General features: G+C 67.2%; 13 protein-coding genes and 1 pseudogene. 6 read left to right on the top strand and 8 right to left on the bottom strand.

Annotation, left to right across the window (positions count from 1 at the left end; translation table 11 throughout):
- Positions 1-798 (top strand): annotated as a pseudogene (locus A5790_RS25930) (hypothetical protein); the annotation flags it as partial.
- Positions 799-855: 57 nt separating this feature from the next.
- Here the strand turns inward: A5790_RS25930 and A5790_RS05770 are convergent.
- The 5 genes from A5790_RS05770 to A5790_RS05750 form a co-directional block, all read right to left on the bottom strand.
- A complete protein-coding gene (locus tag A5790_RS05770) occupies positions 856-3,816 on the bottom strand; it encodes a bifunctional [glutamine synthetase] adenylyltransferase/[glutamine synthetase]-adenylyl-L-tyrosine phosphorylase (protein ID WP_066841797.1) in 2,961 nt (986 codons plus the stop codon).
- Between the two features lie 38 nt (positions 3,817-3,854).
- On the bottom strand, positions 3,855-5,195 hold the full coding sequence (gene glnA, locus A5790_RS05765) for a type I glutamate--ammonia ligase (RefSeq protein WP_066841796.1): 1,341 nt from the start codon (positions 5,193-5,195) through the stop codon (positions 3,855-3,857).
- Between the two features lie 63 nt (positions 5,196-5,258).
- Positions 5,259-6,455, bottom strand: a complete 1,197-nt coding sequence (locus A5790_RS05760) for a DUF1214 domain-containing protein (protein WP_066841795.1) — start codon at positions 6,453-6,455, stop codon at positions 5,259-5,261.
- Positions 6,456-6,459: 4 nt separating this feature from the next.
- Positions 6,460-7,599 (bottom strand): sulfotransferase, encoded by a 1,140-nt coding sequence (locus A5790_RS05755; RefSeq protein ID WP_066841830.1) that lies wholly within the window; start codon positions 7,597-7,599, stop codon positions 6,460-6,462.
- Positions 7,600-7,604: 5 nt separating this feature from the next.
- Positions 7,605-8,519, bottom strand: coding sequence for an NAD(P)-dependent oxidoreductase (locus A5790_RS05750; RefSeq protein ID WP_082961591.1), 915 nt, complete (start codon positions 8,517-8,519; stop codon positions 7,605-7,607).
- Positions 8,520-8,545: 26 nt separating this feature from the next.
- Here A5790_RS05750 and A5790_RS05745 point away from each other — a divergent pair, with 26 nt between their 5' ends.
- From A5790_RS05745 to A5790_RS05730, 4 genes are all read left to right on the top strand, one after another.
- Positions 8,546-9,142, top strand: coding sequence for a VOC family protein (locus A5790_RS05745; RefSeq protein ID WP_231987608.1), 597 nt, complete (start codon positions 8,546-8,548; stop codon positions 9,140-9,142).
- Positions 9,143-9,180: 38 nt separating this feature from the next.
- A complete protein-coding gene (locus A5790_RS05740; protein WP_066841793.1) occupies positions 9,181-10,113 on the top strand; it encodes an acyl-CoA thioesterase II in 933 nt (310 codons plus the stop codon).
- 2 nt (positions 10,114-10,115) lie between these two features.
- Positions 10,116-10,718 (top strand): TetR/AcrR family transcriptional regulator, encoded by a 603-nt coding sequence (locus A5790_RS05735; protein WP_066841792.1) that lies wholly within the window; start codon positions 10,116-10,118, stop codon positions 10,716-10,718.
- A gap of 88 nt (positions 10,719-10,806) precedes the next feature.
- On the top strand, positions 10,807-11,583 hold the full coding sequence (locus A5790_RS05730; RefSeq protein ID WP_066841791.1) for a hypothetical protein: 777 nt from the start codon (positions 10,807-10,809) through the stop codon (positions 11,581-11,583).
- A 35-nt stretch (positions 11,584-11,618) separates the two neighbouring features.
- On the opposite strand, the gene A5790_RS05725 is transcribed toward A5790_RS05730, so the two are convergent.
- Both A5790_RS05725 and A5790_RS05720 read right to left on the bottom strand, forming a co-directional pair.
- Positions 11,619-13,136, bottom strand: a complete 1,518-nt coding sequence (locus A5790_RS05725; protein WP_066841790.1) for an alpha/beta hydrolase — start codon at positions 13,134-13,136, stop codon at positions 11,619-11,621.
- Positions 13,137-13,181: 45 nt separating this feature from the next.
- Positions 13,182-14,573 (bottom strand): wax ester/triacylglycerol synthase family O-acyltransferase, encoded by a 1,392-nt coding sequence (locus tag A5790_RS05720; protein WP_066841789.1) that lies wholly within the window; start codon positions 14,571-14,573, stop codon positions 13,182-13,184.
- Between the two features lie 160 nt (positions 14,574-14,733).
- Here A5790_RS05720 and panB point away from each other — a divergent pair, with 160 nt between their 5' ends.
- Positions 14,734-15,597 (top strand): 3-methyl-2-oxobutanoate hydroxymethyltransferase, encoded by an 864-nt coding sequence (gene panB / locus A5790_RS05715; protein ID WP_066808497.1) that lies wholly within the window; start codon positions 14,734-14,736, stop codon positions 15,595-15,597.
- Here panB and A5790_RS05710 read toward each other — a convergent pair.
- The gene (locus A5790_RS05710; protein ID WP_066841788.1) at positions 15,594-16,373 is read right to left on the bottom strand and encodes an enoyl-CoA hydratase/isomerase family protein; all 780 of its coding nucleotides are present in this window, start codon (positions 16,371-16,373) and stop codon (positions 15,594-15,596) included. The two genes, panB and A5790_RS05710, sit on opposite strands and share 4 nt — an antisense overlap.
- Positions 16,374-16,434 lie beyond the last annotated feature (61 nt).

Genomic DNA, 16,434 nt, shown 5'->3' with positions numbered 1-16,434 from the left:
CCGCCCCCCGCTGTGGCCGCTTACCCCCCGGCGCCCCCCGGCGGAACCCCCGGCGGTGATCCCGGCGGTGATCCCGGCGGTGATCCCGGCGGTGATCCCGAAGACGAACTCCCGGCCGGACCGCCGGCGAACGACATCCTGGCCGACCCGAATCGGCGAAGCTTCGCCGTCGCGTCCACAAGCGTGTACAGCCACACGACACCCATCTTTGGTACCGACGGTGAGTTCGTAGGAGTCAACGACCACTACAGCGTGACCGTCACCGGACCACCCGCAGACCCGGACGGCAACGAGAGGTTCGCCATCCAGATCGACGAGGACGGCAGGGTCACCGGCGTCACCAAGCTGCTGCCGAACCAATCAGTCACGGGCGAACAGATCATTTCCTGGGACTTCCGGTCGACCCTATGTTTCCCCCGCGTCAACTGCGGCTCGACCACCGGGCGCATGGCCTTCGTCGAGTTTCTTCCGGGCACGTTCCCCTTCGACTTGTTCCCTGACGGGCCCCCGCCGGTTACCGGCCCGTACAAGCCGGACGACGGCATTCCCGATGAGCTACAGGACGCCGAGCGGGATGTAATCGGCAGCTACGTAAACACGTGTGTACTGACCTCGATGGGCACCACGGCCGCGAGCTCGTATATGAAGTACGCTCCGCCGAGCGGGCGTACATCCGTACGGATGGTGCAAAAGGCACGAGAGGTCGTCACGGATGACCTCCAGGATGATCTGGATAAGGCGGCCATCGAGTCGGCGCAAAACTGTATCGACCTCGCGAATCGACGTGACGAGGTCTAGAACCAACACCTGCGCACTACATTTTCTGTCCGATCCACTGTCGCGGTTCGCGGAGAGCTACCCTCCGAAAACCTTGCGCACCACTGCTTTTGCACGCCTCGTCACCCGCAGGTAATTGTCGAGGAACTCTCCCCCGTCGTCGGTGTCCCACCCCGCGGCCACCGCGACGGCGTTCAGCTGGCGCCCGGGCCCGGGCAGCTGATCGGTCGGCTTACCCCGCACCAGCACCAGCGCGTTACGCGCGCTGGTCGCCGTCAGCCAGGCCTGCCGCAGCAGTTCGACGTCGCCCTCGGCGATCAGTTCCGCGGCGCCGATCGCGTTCAGCGACTGCAGCGTCGAGGTGTTGTGCAGCGCGGGCACCTTGTGCGCATAGCGCAACTGCAGCAGCTGCACGGTCCACTCGATATCGGCGAGGCCGCCGCGTCCGAGTTTGGTGTGGGTGTTCGGGTCGGCTCCGCGCGGCAGCCGTTCGGCGTCCACCCGCGCCTTGATCCGCCGGATCTCCTGCACCGCCTCGGCAGACACACCGCCGGGTGGGTAACGGATCTTGTCGATCATCAGCAGGAACCGCTCCCCCAGGTCGAGGTCGCCGGCCACGCGATGGGCCCGCAGCAGCGCCTGCACTTCCCACGTCTGGACGTAGCGCTGGTAGTAGGCCTGATACGAGGACAGGGTGCGCACCAGCGGGCCGTTGCGGCCCTCGGGGCGCAGGTTCGCGTCGACCTCCAGCGGCGGATCCGAACTCGGCGTCCCGAGCAGGGCGCGCACCTGCTCGGCGACCGTCACCGCCCATTTCACCGCGGCCGATTCCTCAACGCCCTCTTCGGGTTCGCACACGTACATCACGTCGGCGTCGGAGCCGTAGCCCAACTCGCCACCGCCCAGCCGACCCATGCCGATCACCGCGATGCGGGCCAGCGGACCCTTGTCGGTCGTCTGGGCGCGGATCACCGCCTCCAGCGCGGCCTGCAGCACCGCCACCCACACCGAGGTCAGCGCGCGACACACCTCGGTGACTTCGAGCATGCCGAGCAAATCGGCCGACGCGATGCGCGCGAGCTCACGCCTGCGCAATGTACGCGCCGCCGCGATGGCTCGCTGCGGATCGGAATACCGTGCGGCCGAAGCGACCAGAGCCCGTGCCACCGCTTCGGGTTCGGCCTCGAGCAGCTTGGGCCCGCTCGGACCGTCGGCGTAGGACTGGATGACTTCCGGCGCCCGCATGAGCAATTCCGGGACGTACGCCGAGGTGCCGAGCACCTGCATGAGGCGCTTGGCGACGGCCCCCTCGTCGCGCAGCGTCGCCAGGAACCACCGCTGTTCGGACAGGGCATCGCTGATGCGGCGGTAGGACAGCAGCCCCGCATCGGGATCGGGCGTGTCCGAAAGCCAGTTGAGCAGCGTGGGCAACAGCACCTGCTGCACGCGGCCCCGGCGGGCGCTGCTGCCCGTCAGGGCGGCCAGATGCGTCAACGCGCTCTGCGGGCCTTCGTAACCCAGCGCGGCCAGCTGTCGCTCGGCGGCCTTCTGGGTCATCCCGTCCGAAATGCTCACTGCCGGTTGACCGACCGACTCCAGAAGCGGTTGGTAGAACAGCTTTTCGTGCAACCGCGACACCCGCAGGCTCTGGCGCTTGAGCTCTTCGCGCAACACGCCAAGCGCATCGCGCGTGCCGTCGGGCCGCACGTGCGCGGCCCTGGCCAGCCAACGCAGCGACTCGTCGTCGTCCTCGTCGGGAAGTAGGTGGGTGCGCACCATCCGCTGCAGCTGTAGCCGGTGCTCGAGCAGGCGCAGGAATTCATACGACGCGGTGAGGTTGGCGGCGTCGTCGCGCCCGACGTATCCGCGCTCACCGAGTGCGGCCAGCGCGGCCACGGTCGACGCGACGTGCAGCCGCTCGTCGTTGCGGCCGTGCACCAATTGCAGGAGCTGCACGGCAAATTCGACGTCGCGCAGCCCGCCGGTGCCCAGTTTGATCTCCCGCGAGCGTTGCCCTGCAGGCACGAGCTCCTCGACCCGCCTCCTCATCGCCTGCACTTCGGGGACGAAGTCCTCGCGCTCGCTGGCCGTCCACACCATCGGCATCAGGGCGTCGACGTACGCCTGACCGAGTTCAGGGTCGCCCGCGGCCGGCCGCGCCTTCAGCAATGCCTGGAACTCCCACGTTTTGGCCCAGCGCTCGTAGTAGGCGACGTGCGAGTCCAGCGTGCGCACCAGCTGGCCGTGTTTGCCTTCGGGCCGCAGCGCCGCGTCGACTTCGAAGAACGCGTCGGCCGCGAACCGCATCAGCTCGCCGGCCACCCGGGTAGCCAACGCGTCAGCGGGCTCGGCGACGAAGATGACATCGACGTCGCTGACGTAGTTCAGTTCGCGCGCACCGCATTTGCCCATCGCGATGATCGCGATCCGGGGCGGTGACTCGCCCCCGGTCGTCTTGATCGCGAGGTGCAGCGCGGCGGCCAGTGCCGCGTCGGCGAGGTCCGACAGGTGCTCGCCGATGGTCGGGAAGGGCAGGACCGGTTCGTTCTCCACCGTCGGTGCCAGGTCCAGGCTGGCCAGCACCAGCACCCGGTCGCGGTAGAGCTTGCGCAGCGGCTGCAGCGCGGTCGACGTGTCGGACGCCTCGTCGGCCAGCGCGACGAACATCTCGCGCAGCGCGTCACGGGTCGGCAGGGCGACGTCACCGGCGAGCAACCGCCAGTTCTCCGGAGTCGCGATGAGGTGGTCACCGAGGGCCAACGAGGAACCCAGCAGGCTGAACAGCCGGCCCCGCAGGCTTTTGTCGGTGAGCAGAGCCCGGTTGAGTTCGTCCCAGCCATCGCCCAACGCCTCGGCCAACCGGACCATCGTGCGCAGCGCGGTATCGGCGTCGGGGGCACGCGACAACGACCACAGAAGCTCGACGTGCGCGTCGGTGTTCCAACCCAACAGGTCGAGTTCCGCGGGCGCGGTGGGTTCGACGAGCCCCAACCGGCCTGCGCTCGGCAGCTTCGGACGCTGCGTCGCTGGTTTGGCCACGCCTAAAAGGTAGCGCAGCACCTATGTCGGCTAACCACCTACAGAGACAGGTAGGCCTTCAGCTCGAACGGTGTGACATGGCTGCGGTAGTTCTCCCACTCCGCGCGCTTGTTGCGCAGGAAGTAGTCGAAGACGTGCTCGCCCAAGGCCTCCGCGACAAGTTCGGAGTTCTCCATCTGCTCGAGCGCGGCGCCGAGGCTGCCGGGAAGCTCCTTATAGCCCATCGCGCTGCGCTCTTCGGGGGTCAGCGTCCACACGTTGTCCTCGGCCTCGGCAGGCAGCACGTAGTTCTTCTCGATACCGCGGAGCCCCGCAGCCAGAAGCACCGCGAACGTCAGGTACGGGTTGCACGCCGAGTCGGGGCTGCGCACCTCCACGCGCCGCGACGAGGCCTTGCGCGGGGTGTACATCGGCACGCGCACCAGCGCCGAGCGGTTCGCCGCCCCCCAGGACGCCGCCGTCGGCGCCTCACCGCCGTGCACGAGGCGCTTGTAGGAGTTCACCCACTGGTTCGTGACGGCGCTGATCTCCTTGGCGTGCTCGAGGATCCCGGCGATGAACGACTTGGCGACGTCGGAGAGCTGCAGCGGGTCGTCGGGGCTGTGGAACGCGTTGGTGTCGCCCTCGAACAGGCTCATGTGCGTGTGCATGGCCGAACCGGGATGTTCGGCGAACGGCTTGGGCATGAACGACGCCCGCACCCCGTCCCCGAGCGCGACCTCCTTGACGACGTAGCGAAACGTCATCACGTTGTCGGCCATCGACAGCGCATCGGCGTAGCGCAGGTCGATCTCCTGCTGGCCGGGCGCGCCTTCGTGGTGGCTGAACTCGACCGAGATGCCCATCTGCTCGAGCGCGTCGATGGCGTGCCTGCGGAAGTTGGGCGCCGAATCGTGCACGGCCTGGTCGAAGTAACCGCCGTTGTCGGCGGGCACGGGCGGGGTGCCGTCGTCCTCGCCCGGCTTGAGCAGGAAGAACTCGATCTCCGGGTGGACATAGCAGGAGAACCCGAGATCGCTGGCCTTGGCCAGCTGCCTGCGCAGCACGTGGCGCGAGTCCGCCCACGACGGGGAGCTGTCGGGCATGGTGATGTCGCAGAACATCCGGGCCGAATGATGACGGCCCGAATCGTCGGCCCACGGCAGCACCTGGAAGGTGGACGGGTCGGGGCGGGCCACCATATCGGCTTCCGAGACCCGGGCGAAGCCCTCGATCGACGAGCCGTCGAACCCGATCCCCTCTTCGAAGGCGCCCTCGAGTTCGGCCGGGGCGATCGCGACCGACTTGAGGTATCCGAGCACGTCGGTGAACCACAGCCGGACGAAGCGGATATCGCGTTCCTCCAGCGTGCGCAGCACGAATTCCTTCTGCCGATCCATGATCGCAGCGTAGGCACCGGCTGTTAAATCGGTGTTACACGACGGCTGCATTCGATGGGCTGATCACCAGATCCGGCGCATCTGCGCACCCGTTCGACGGTGCCGCAGCTGAGCTCGGCGCTCATCTGGGGTGAGCACCTGTGTGCCTTCCGGGAGATGGTCGAGCACGTCGGCGACCGGCACCTTCGTGACCGTGACGTCGGGGAACTCCTCGGCCTTATAGAACCGTGCCTGCAGGATCCCCCACGGCCAGTCGGCCTTGTCGAGCCAGTTGTGCACGCCGGGGTCGCGCTTGGACACCACGCCGCGAAACCAGCCGTCGGGGTCGATCCGCGCCTGAACGTCGTTGAGACTGGATTGCCGGTTCACCCAGTCCACCGTCGAGAACCGGTCGTCGGCCACCAGGATCTGCCAGTAGTAGCAGTTGGCCGGCACGGGGAACTCGACGATCAACGCCTCCTCGTCGGCGATCTGATGGATGCCGTCGTAGTAGGCCTGCTTGGTGGCCAGGCCACCACCCTGCTGGATCCACTGCGACCGCAGGAGCACATTGAAACCGTGGTGCTCCCGGTAGTACCGGACCAGCTCCATGTCGAAGTCGATCATGCCCTTGATCCAGTCGCCCAGTTCCGAGAACCGCCGCGCGATCTCGGCGGGTGACATGTCCTCACCTGCGTCGTCGAGGCGGTTGATCGCGACCTGGGCGTCGATCTCTGCGTTCCAGTCGCAGGCGCATTTGCGCATCAGCAGCTTGCCGACGTCGGGGTTGAGCGGCCACCAGTCGCCGTCGTAGGAGTCGGGACGTTCGGCGGACATGATCACGCGGAAGGAACCGTCCTCGGCGATCGTCAGGTCATCCAGGTCGTGGGTGATGGCCTGGAACTTCATCTGCCGCTCGACACCCTTGAGACTCTTCATCATTCCGGGTGCCTGCTGGGTGACCTCGACGAACCGCACTGTGCCGCGACGACCGACGAGTTCGTAGACGCCCGACCCGTCGACTTCGGCGCTCAGGTACACGTAGTCCGGGTTGGGCCCGCCCTGATTGCACGCGTAGTTCCACAGCGGCATGAACACCGGCCGCCGCGAGTCGGTGTAGACGTGGCAGAGGTAGCCGCACGCGAGGATCGACAAGGCGAGCTTGTTCATGTCCTGCACTTCGGCTTCGGAGGCGCCGTCGGGCCGCCACGTCGCCAGCAGGTGGTCGGCGACCCCCTTCAGCGCCTCCATCTGGGTGTCCCAGCTGGGTAATGCGGTCATCGTGTCAGCCCTCCACCGTGACCTCGAAATGACGGATGTAGAAGTCGTAGTCGGATCGGATCTGGTCGACCGAGAGGCCGAACTGCTCGGCGGTGTACCTATGCGTTCCCTTGGCGCCCATGGCGTTGGCGTCCTGCCAGTCGAAAATTGCCTGTGCGACATCGGGTTTCAACTCCAGTCCCAGCCAGTCATAGACACGGCGCACGGTGCCCCTGGGATCGGCGACCAGCTCGCGATGATGTACGTCGAGGAAGCGGTCCTCACCGATGCGTGCGCGGTCGGCGATGGCGCTCTCCATGCCCTCACGCAGGTGATCGCACACCTCGCGGCCAAGGGCACACAGGTCCCGTTCGCCCGCCGCGGGCGGGAAGATCGTGGACACCAGGCTGGTGTAGGACGGCACGACCTTGGCCGGGTCGCGGTGTGTCATGACGAAGCGCATGTCCGGGTAGGCATTGGCGAGCGCCTCCAGGTGGAACTTGTGGTGAGGTGCCTTGAACAGCCACAGCTGCGGTGGGCACGTCGACCCGAGCAGCTTCACGACCCTGCGGTGGTAGGCGTAGGTCTCGGTCAGATCGGCGCGCCGCCACCACGATCGGTAACCCGCCACCGGCAAGGTCATTTGCTGGCCGTGGAACGCCATCCCGAGGATCTCGGTGTCCTCCATGGTGGCGTCGACCTCGAAGATGTGCATGGCGGCTTGCGCGGCGGGTCGCTCCTCGTGCATCCGGATGAACGCCTGCCTGCGCGGGTCGTCCGCCTCGCCGCCGGCCAGCGGCGGCGGAACGGGTTGGTACTGCTCCCATCCGCGCAGGCACCGGAACTGCGGATCGAGCGACAGCATGTCAGCAAGGGCGGTGGTGCCGGTGCGCGGCAACCCGTGGATGTCGATGGGGCCTTCGATGACGACGTCCTCGACCTCGGGGTGTGCCCGGTAATAGGCCTCGACCTCGAGGCGATTGATCAGCCTGCGGCGCAGATCGCCGATGACGGCGGCGTCGGTGGCGGGGTCCAGATCGCCGTCCCGTTGCAGGCTGTCCACCAGCAGGGTGAGCCCTTCGCGGAAGTCTCCGGGTCCGAAGTCCGCGTGCCCGCATTCGGCGACCGCTTCGTCGAGCAACTGCTGCGGATCGGGATAGCGCATGCGCGTCACGCCTCGACGCGGTCGGGATAGTGGTGAGCGGCCATCGCGCGAAAGCCCTCTCGCCAGTCCACCGTGCAGGGTCCGGTGATCGATGTTCGCTTGGTGTGGTCGCCGACCGAACCGACCGAGGCACCGGGGACAGGCTGCACGTCCACCCGCGGCGACACACCGAGAAGTTCACCGAAGTACGCGCACCACTGCTGGACGCTCACTGGGGTGTCGCCCGCGAAGTTGACGATGGTGGCGGGAACGCTCGCCGCGTCCAGCAGCGCCGGAATCTGGGCGTTGATGTCGTCGTAGTGGATCGGGCTGTACGGCAACGGATCCCATCGGGCGACGACGGGCCGCCCGTCCGCGACGGCCTGCAGGTGCCACACCGGCAGACCGCCCCGCTCGCCGTACGCGCTGCCCATCCGTGCGATGACTGTGGGTAGGCCGAACTCGCGTGCACAGTATCTGGCGACGGCCTCCTCGGCGATCTTGACGATCGAATACGGTTGCGGGCTGGGCAATCCGGCATCGCCGATCGGATCATCCTCCCGGAATGGGTGCCACGGGTCAGGGTGGGGTTTGTAAACGGTGACCGTCGACATCACCAGCGCCGCCTTGACACCGCGGCAGTGGGACAGCAGCAGCCCGGTTCCTTCGGCGTTGACGCGTAACCCCCGCTCGTAGTCTTCGCCGAAATCGGCGGCGATGTGCAGGAGATAGGTGAAATCGGTTGGCAGCTGGGAGAAATCCCCGTCTGAAAGATCGACGCTGCGGGTGGTCACACCGAGGGCTTCGACCTCCTCGCGCGCTGCCGGGTCGGAGAACCGGGCAATCCCCCACACCTCGTTGTCCCTAGCCAGCATCCTCGTGATGCCGTAAGCGATGCGACCGGCCGGTCCCGTGATGAGGACGCGTTCCCCGCTCAGCATTGCGCGGCCGTGCCATGATCGTGCGCATGGATCTGTTCGAACAGCCTTGGCCCGAAGGAGATTTTCGGTTCTTTCAACTCGGGCACGTCGTCTTGGATGTCCTCGAAGCCGCCGCCAGTTGGGCGCGCGTGTTCGGGGTCGGACCGTTCCACGTGCTTCCGGTCGCCGATCAGGTGGCCAACTACGGGGGTGAGATCCGCACGGTCCGGATCCAGGTCGCGGTGGCTCAAGCCGGCCCCGTACAGATCGAATTGATCCAGCAGCATTGCGACACACCCAGCATCTACTCTGAGTGGAGTCGGGGCGGAACGAGCTCGTTTCACCAAATAGCCACAATCACAAGAGATTACGATGTCAAGACGGCGCACTTCGCGTCGCTGGGCTATCGGATTGCCGCACAGAGCACGGGTGGCGGTTTCCGCGTCGCCTACATCGACACCGTCGCGGATTTCGGGTTCTACACCGAGGTCGTCGAGGCTCCGCCCAGCTTTCTCGACCAGGTGCACCGCATCTCCGAAGCCTGCTCTGACTGGGACGGCAACGATCCGGTCCGCATCATGACCCGCGACGGCTACCGGGTGCCGGCGGATTCCAGGGGCCACCCCCGGACTCTAAAGTCTTAGAGACAACGGTGGCAAGCATCTGGCAGGATCCACCCGTGATGGCCACCGATGAGATCGACCCGTTGACCGACCTGTCCGGCCCGCTGCAGGGAACCGCGCTGGAGAAGGCGGTGCTCGAGTCCCTCGACACGCTCGAGCGGGCGTTGGAAATGACATCGTTGGGCGACAACCGCTTTCGAGCGACCAACGAACGAGACCGCTTCGGCCGGATCTTCGGCGGCCAGCTGCTCGCACAAGCCCTGTACGCCGCGTCGCACACCGTCGACGAGCACGCGCCGCATTCCCTGCACGCCTACTTCGTCCAGACCGGCGCCTCGGACACGCCGGTCGACATCGCCGTCGAGGCCGTGCGCGACGGACGATCGATGGCGACCCGTCGGGTCACCATCGCCCAAGGCGACCGCACCCTGCTCACCGCCCTTGCGTCGTTCCACACCAATGCCGCCGAACCCGAACTCGAGCGCCCGCAGCCCGACACCCCGGCTCCGGAGGAGATGCCGCTGCTGCAGCACTGGGTGCACCAGGTCCCCGCGCAGCTGAGGAAGAACGCGCAGAACTGGGTCGACGTTCCACCGGCAGTGGAGATGCGCATCGCGGAGCCGACGAACTTCCTGGGTGGCAGGCAGACGCCCGAGCCCCGGTCGCACTGGATGCGGTTGCCCCGCCCCGTCGGTGACGAACCCGCACTGCACAGCGCGATGCTGGCGTACGCGAGCGACTACCTGCTGCTGGACATGGCGTTGCGCAATCACCCGCACCCCGCCGATTACGCATCGATCGCGGCGGTCAGCCTCGATCACGCGCTGTGGCTGCACCGGCCCGTCCGCTTCGACGAGTGGCATCTGTACACCCAGGACACCGTGGCCGTCACCGGACATCGTGCGCTGATCCGCGGCACCATCCGCGACGCGGCGGGGCGCACCGTGGCCAGCACCTCGCAAGAAGTGCTGATCCGCCCGATCGCGAAGTAGAGATGGCCGCGCGTCGGGCGCCAGACAGCCGTCAACGGCGCCGCGAATTGTGTGACGCCGGCATCGAGTTGCTCGCCGAGCTGGGCGCCAAGGGCCTCAGTCATCCGCGAGTCGACCGCCGGGCGGGGGTGCCCGATGGGAGCGCGTCGTACTACTTCCGGACCCGCACCGCGCTGATCCACGCCGTCGCCGAGCGGGTGGCCGAACTCGACCTCGCGGACCTGCGTTCGGTCACCGAAGCCCACGTCGACACGTCCCGGCAGGCCGCCGTCGCGAGGCTGGCCGAGGTGGTGATGAAGTCGCTGACCGGCACCGGGCTCACCCGGACACGCGCGCGAATCGAGTTGCTCCTGCAGGCCAGCCGCGATTCGGCGATATCCGCTGTCTTCCATACCAATTCGCAGACCTATCTCAGATTGCACCGAGAGCTCGCGGAGCGATCACAACAGGACGCGGCCAACCCCTCCGCTGTCGACGACCGGGCTCTGCTCACGGTGATGTTCATCAGCGGGCTCATGCTCAGCGCCGCGGCGGGCAGTGAGCCGGCCATCGAGCGCGATCGGCTGGAGTATTTGCTCGCCCAGATCGCTGCGAGCCGACCCTGAGGCGTCGCATGGGTTTCGACGGCACACCCCGCGGGTAGTCGGCGTTCATTCGGGGGGTCGCGCCGCTGAGCCGATGCGAGGAGCGACCATGAATCTCAAGAAAACCGCACTATCGATCAGCCTGGCCGGGGCGGTGGGGGGCTTCGCCGCGCTCGGGTTGGGTGTGGGCGCCGTGCAGGCCGACCCGAAGTTCCCCTCCCCGCCGGTGCCTCCCATTCCGGGCCCACCGCCGGTTCCCAAGGTCGACGTGCCAAGGGTCGAGGTACCGCGAGTCGAGGTACCGCGGGCACCCGAGGTGAATGTGCCACGGGTCGAGGCTCCGCCGGTCCCGGACGTCGACGTGAACGTGCGGCCGGTCGAGGTGCCGCCGCTGCCCAAGGTGGACGTGCCGCCTGTTCCGGCCCCCGTCGTCGATGTCGACGTGCCCAAGCTGGAGCCGAACCTGCCCGGCGTCGACGCCTACTTCGGCCTGCCGGGCGCTCGCATTCCGCCTGGGCAGCTGATCAACTCGGCAACCATAAACGGGGTCCCGAATCCGTTCTTCAACATCCCACCCGGACAGCTCAAGAAGATGCGCACGGTCCAGGGTTATGAAAACCCGTTCTTCGATGAGGCACCGGGCCATTGGGAGATCCCTGCGTCGGTCGTGCCCGACGCCTGGCCGGGCGTTCCGGGGATCGACGACTACTTCGGCCTGCCGGGCGAGCAGATCGGCGCGGTACAACTGAGGGCATCGGCCACCATCAACGGGGTGCGCAACCCCTTCTACGGAATCCCGCCGGATGAGCTGAGGAAGCTTCCGACGGTGCAGGGTTTCGAGAACCCGTTCTTCGACGGCGCCCCCGGCCACTGGGAGATTCCGTAGCGGTCACAGCGCAGCCGAAGACGCCCCGCCTGTGATCAGTCCGAGGAGCAGGTGGTGTCGGTCGGCGGCAGCGTCAGGTCGACGAGGTAGTTGGCCGCGATGTCGTCGACGCAGTTGTTGCCCTGGAACACCACGGTGTGCTGGGTGCCCTGGAACGTCACCAGAGTCCCACCGAGTTGCTTGGCCAGCTCCACACCTGCCTGGTACGGCGTCGCGGGATCGTTGGTCGTCGACACCACCAGCGTCGGTGGCAGCCCCTCCACCTGAAGTTCGTGCGGTTCGCTCGTCGGCGGCACCGGCCAGAACGCGCACGTGCCCAACGGTGCGTGCCCGGTGAACTCGCCATAGCTCATGAACGGTGCCGCCTCGCGCACCCGCCGGTCCTCCTCGACGACCTTCGCGCGGTCGGTGACGGCGGGCTTGTCCACGCAGTTGACCGCGACCCGTACATCGGTCGAGTTGTTGTAGTGGCCCTGGGCGTCGCGGCCCATGTACAGATCGGCCAGCGCGAGCATGGTGTCACCGGCGCCCCGCTCCATCTCGCTGAGCGCCTGCGTCAGGTGCCGCCACAGGTCCGGCGAGTACAGCGGCAGGATGGTCCCGACGATGGCGTCGGAGTAGCTCAGCCCCCGCGGATCCCGCGTTCGCAGCGGCTTTTCCACCAGCGGGTCGACCAGGCTGTGGTAGACGTCGTTGGCCTTCGCCGGGTCGGTGCCCAGCGGGCAGGCGGGGTTCTGCGCACAGTCGGCGGCGTAGTCGTTGAACGCGGTCTGGAAGGCCGCGGCTTGGCGGACGTTGGCCTCGGTGGGATCGGCGTTGGGATCGACCGCCCCGTCGAGGACCATGGCGCGCACCTTGTCCGGGTAGTTCTCGGCGTAGGTGGCGCCGATGCGGGTGCCGTAGGAGTAGCCGAGGTAGGTCAGTTTCTCGTCACCGAGCGCTTGGCGCATCGCCTCGAGATCCTTGGCCACATTGACGGTGCCGACGTTGGCGAGGAACTCCTTGCCCATCTTGTCCTCGCAACGCTGGACGAACTCCTTGGTCTCCTTCTCGATCTCGGCGACCCCCTCCGGGGAGTAGTCGACCTGGGGTTCGGCGCGCAGCCGGTCGTTGTCGGCGTCGGAGTTGCACCACAGCGCCGGGGTGGAGTTCGCGACGCCACGGGGATCGAAGCCGACGAGGTCGAAGCGCTGGCGCACCGACTCGGGCAGCGAGCCGACGATGCTCGCGGCGGCCTCCACCCCGGACTCCCCCGGCCCCCCGGGGTTGATGATCAGCGAGCCGATCTTGTCGCCGGTGGCCTTGAACCGGACCATCGCGATGCGGGCGACGTCGCCGTCGGGCTCGTCGTAGTCCACCGGGACCGACAACATGCCGCACTCGGCGTCGGCGGGAATCCGCGACTCGTCGGACTGTTCGGTCTGGCATTTGGCCCATTCGATCGGGGTGCCTGGTGGCGGCACCGCGACGACGGCGCGGCCGTCGACCAGTTGGCTGCATCCGGTGGCCGCGAGCAGCACAGTGGTCGCGAGGACCCCGATCTTGGCGTTCATGGCTCAACATGCTGCCATGAACCCTCATCGCCGCTGGCTAGGGCGCTATCGCGTGGCGGCCAACAGCTCGTCGAGGGCGGCGGAGAAGTCGTCGGCCATATCCCACAGGTCGGGCAGCAGTTCCGGGCAGGACACGATGCCGACGTTCAGCGAACCGGACAGGGACATCACGGTGATGTTGAGGCCCGACCCGTGGAAGATCGGCCCGAGCGGATACATCGCCTTGGCCTCGCAGCCCAGGTAGTACAGCGGCACCTGCGGGCCGGGAACGTTAGAGATGACGAGGTTGTGCACCGGCCGCGCACCGCTGAGCCGGCTCGAGGCGTAGACGCGCATCGCGACACCGAACACCGCCGGGGCGGCGAACTGCGTCCAGTCCTGCAGCAGCGTCGCCCCAATCGCCGAACTATGTTGCTTGGCAACCGAATTCGCCTCGGCTATCGATTTCAGCCGAGCCGCCGGATCCTCGATGTGGGTCTCCAGCCGCGAGAACATCCCCGACACCTGGTTGCGCCCGGGCCGGTCGGACTTGTCGTGGACGGAGACCGGCACCATCGCGACGAGGGAGTTCTCCGGCAGTTGGCCGCGGTCGGCGAGGTACTTGCGCAGCACGCCGGAGACCAGCGCCATCACCACGTCGTTGACCTTGACCCCGAAGTGGTTCTTGACGGTCTTGATGTCCTCGAGATCCAGTTGCGCGAACGCGACGTTGCGGTGCCCGGTGACGTTCACGTTGAACACCGTCCTCGGGGCGGCGAACGGCGGCGCCATCGAGAGGCCGGAACGGGCGCGACGGACCGTGTCGACCACGGAGGAGACGGTCATAGGCACCGCGCTGGCCAGCTTCAGCGGCCGGGTGGCGAACTTGACCGCACCGGAAACCGCGATCTCCAGTGAGCTTGCGTCCCCGGAACCGTCGACGGGATCCGGTGGCGGCGCGTCGGGTTCGGTGCTGCACAGCTGCGACATCATGCTCGCGCCGGTGACGCCGTCGACGCCTGCGTGGTGCACCTTCGTCATCACCACGAGACGCCCGCCCTCCTGCGGGTTGGTTCCGTCGATGTTCTCGATCACCCACTTCTCCCACAGCGGGCGGCTGCGGTCGAGCGGCAACGACGCGATATGTCCGCAGATCTCTGCGAGCTCGCGGGGGCCGCCGGGCGCGGGCAGGCCGATGCGATGCAGATGGCGGTCGACGTCGAAGTCCTTGTCCTCCACCCACACCGGATGGTCGAGGTTGAACCGGCTGTCGGCCAGCTTGTCGCGGAACTCCGGCATCGCCTTGATCCGCATGTTCAACTCGTCCCGGAACCGGTCGAACGTGTAGCCGCCGGGCATCGTCGAGGTGTCCAGTTCGAGGATCGAACACACATGCAGCGGCTGCTGCGCGGTCTCGAGGTACAAGAAGCTGGCGTCGAGCCCGCTGAGCCGTTGCATGTCGGAATGCTATGCCCGGTGACGGCGGGTGTGAGCAAATCCACTCAACAGGCCTTTTAACATCTCGCGCACAGAGTGGCAGACTGAGGGGCGTCAGCGAACCCGGGGACCGATTTCGGCCTCGAGGATTCGACCCGACCCACCCAATTGGGGGACAACGATGTCTGAGCAGACCGTGTACGGGGCTGCCGAGGCCAAACCACGCACCTCAGCCGAATTGTCCGCTCCGCGGACGAAGGTCCGCACCCTGCATCTACAGAAGTGGAAGGCCGAAGGCCACAAATGGGCCATGCTCACGGCCTACGACTACTCCACTGCCCGCATCTTCGACGACGCAGGCATCCCGGTGCTGTTGGTCGGCGATTCGGCCGCCAACGTCGTCTACGGCTACGACACCACCGTGCCCGTGTCGATCGACGAGCTGATCCCGCTGGTACGCGGCGTCGTGCGCGGTGCGCCGCATGCGCTGGTCGTGGCCGACCTACCGTTCGGCAGCTACGAGGGCGGGCCCCAGCAGGCGCTGGCCACCGCGACCCGCTTCCTGAAGGAGACCGGTGCGCATGCGGTCAAGCTCGAGGGCGGCGAGCGCGTGACCGAGCAGATCGCAACGCTGAGCGCGGCAGGCATCCCCGTGATGGCCCACATCGGGTTCACCCCGCAGAGCGTCAACGGTCTGGGCGGCTTCCGGGTCCAGGGCCGCGGCGACGCCGCCGAGCAGACCATCCACGACGCGATCGCCGTGCAGGAAGCCGGCGCGTTCTCCGTCGTCATGGAGATGGTGCCCGCCGAACTGGCCACTCAGATCACCGGCAAGCTGACCATCCCCACCATCGGCATCGGTGCCGGCGCGAACTGCGACGCGCAGGTGCTGGTGTGGCAGGACATGGCCGGTATGACCAACGGCAAGACCGCGAAGTTCGTGAAGCGCTTCGGTGATGTCGGTGCCGAATTACGCCGCGCCGCAGAGCAATACGCCGACGAGGTGGCCAGCGGGGTGTTCCCCGCCGACGAGCACTCCTTCTAGGCGAACTCGGCTTTTCGCTTGGCCAGGAAGGCGTCGACGCCTGCTCGGCCGTCGTTGGAGACAGCGCGGGCGGCGATCAGCCGTCCCTCGAGTTCCATCTGTTCCTCGAGCCCGTTGCCGAACGTTCCCAGCAGCAGCTGCTTGACCCCACCGTTCGAACCGGCCGAGGTGGCCGCCATCTGATCGGCCAGCTTCGAGGCCCGGTCGGCCAGCTCGGCGTCGGGGACCACCTCGGTCACCAGGCCCCACTGCGAGGCCTCCTGCGCGGTGAGGGTCCGGTTGGTGAGCATGAGCTCCTTGGTCTTGGTGATCCCGATGAGCCGCGGAAGGTAGTAGGAGGCGCTGCCGTCGGGGCTCAGGCCGACGCGGGTGTAGGCCATCGTGAACGATGCCGACTCCGCGGCCAGCACCAGATCGCCGGTCACCGCGAGCGAGAACCCCGCGCCGGCCGCGGTGCCGTTGACGGCGGTGATCACGACCGCGTTCATCCGGGCGAACGTCGAGATCGCCCGGTGCAGATCGTCGGCGACGCCCTTGATCTGCGCGCCGCGATCCGGCGCCGAGGCGAAGTCCTTCAAATCACCACCGGCGCAGAAGAACCGGCCCGACCCGGTGAGCACCACGACCTTGGTCGCATCGGTGTCGCACCGCTTGGCGGCCGCGGCCAGCTCACGAGTCATGGTGCCGTTCATGCCGTTTGCGGCATCCGGCCGATTCAGCGTGATGCGGGCGATGGCACCGGTCTGCTCGAAGGTCAGCGTTTCGTATTCGGTCACAGAGGGACACTATCTTCTCCGGCCTCGGCATCCGTCTCCCCGTGTTCACCTGCATGTGGCA

Origin of the sequence: Mycobacterium sp. 852002-51152_SCH6134967, assembly GCF_001667105.1 — a bacterium.
Taxonomy (GTDB): Bacteria; Actinomycetota; Actinomycetes; order Mycobacteriales; family Mycobacteriaceae; genus Mycobacterium; species Mycobacterium neumannii_A.
This window is presented reverse-complemented; position numbering and strand designations above follow the sequence as displayed.

What these genes read in the sequence shown, in the direction of transcription:
- A5790_RS05730 (WP_066841791.1), top strand. Translation starts at nt 10,807, where the DNA reads ATGAATCTCAAGAAAACCGCACTATCGATCAGCCTGGCCGGGGCGGTG.
- A5790_RS05755 (WP_066841830.1), bottom strand. Translation starts at nt 7,599, where the DNA reads ATGCGCTATCCCGATCCGCAGCAGTTGCTCGACGAAGCGGTCGCCGAA.
- A5790_RS05760 (WP_066841795.1), bottom strand. Translation starts at nt 6,455, where the DNA reads ATGACCGCATTACCCAGCTGGGACACCCAGATGGAGGCGCTGAAGGGG.
- A5790_RS05720 (WP_066841789.1), bottom strand. Translation starts at nt 14,573, where the DNA reads ATGCAACGGCTCAGCGGGCTCGACGCCAGCTTCTTGTACCTCGAGACC.
- panB (WP_066808497.1), top strand. Translation starts at nt 14,734, where the DNA reads ATGTCTGAGCAGACCGTGTACGGGGCTGCCGAGGCCAAACCACGCACC.
- A5790_RS05740 (WP_066841793.1), top strand. Translation starts at nt 9,181, where the DNA reads ATGGCCACCGATGAGATCGACCCGTTGACCGACCTGTCCGGCCCGCTG.
- glnA (WP_066841796.1), bottom strand. Translation starts at nt 5,195, where the DNA reads ATGGATCGGCAGAAGGAATTCGTGCTGCGCACGCTGGAGGAACGCGAT.
- A5790_RS05735 (WP_066841792.1), top strand. Translation starts at nt 10,116, where the DNA reads ATGGCCGCGCGTCGGGCGCCAGACAGCCGTCAACGGCGCCGCGAATTG.
- A5790_RS05745 (WP_231987608.1), top strand. Translation starts at nt 8,546, where the DNA reads ATGGATCTGTTCGAACAGCCTTGGCCCGAAGGAGATTTTCGGTTCTTT.
- A5790_RS05750 (WP_082961591.1), bottom strand. Translation starts at nt 8,519, where the DNA reads ATGCTGAGCGGGGAACGCGTCCTCATCACGGGACCGGCCGGTCGCATC.
- A5790_RS05725 (WP_066841790.1), bottom strand. Translation starts at nt 13,136, where the DNA reads ATGAACGCCAAGATCGGGGTCCTCGCGACCACTGTGCTGCTCGCGGCC.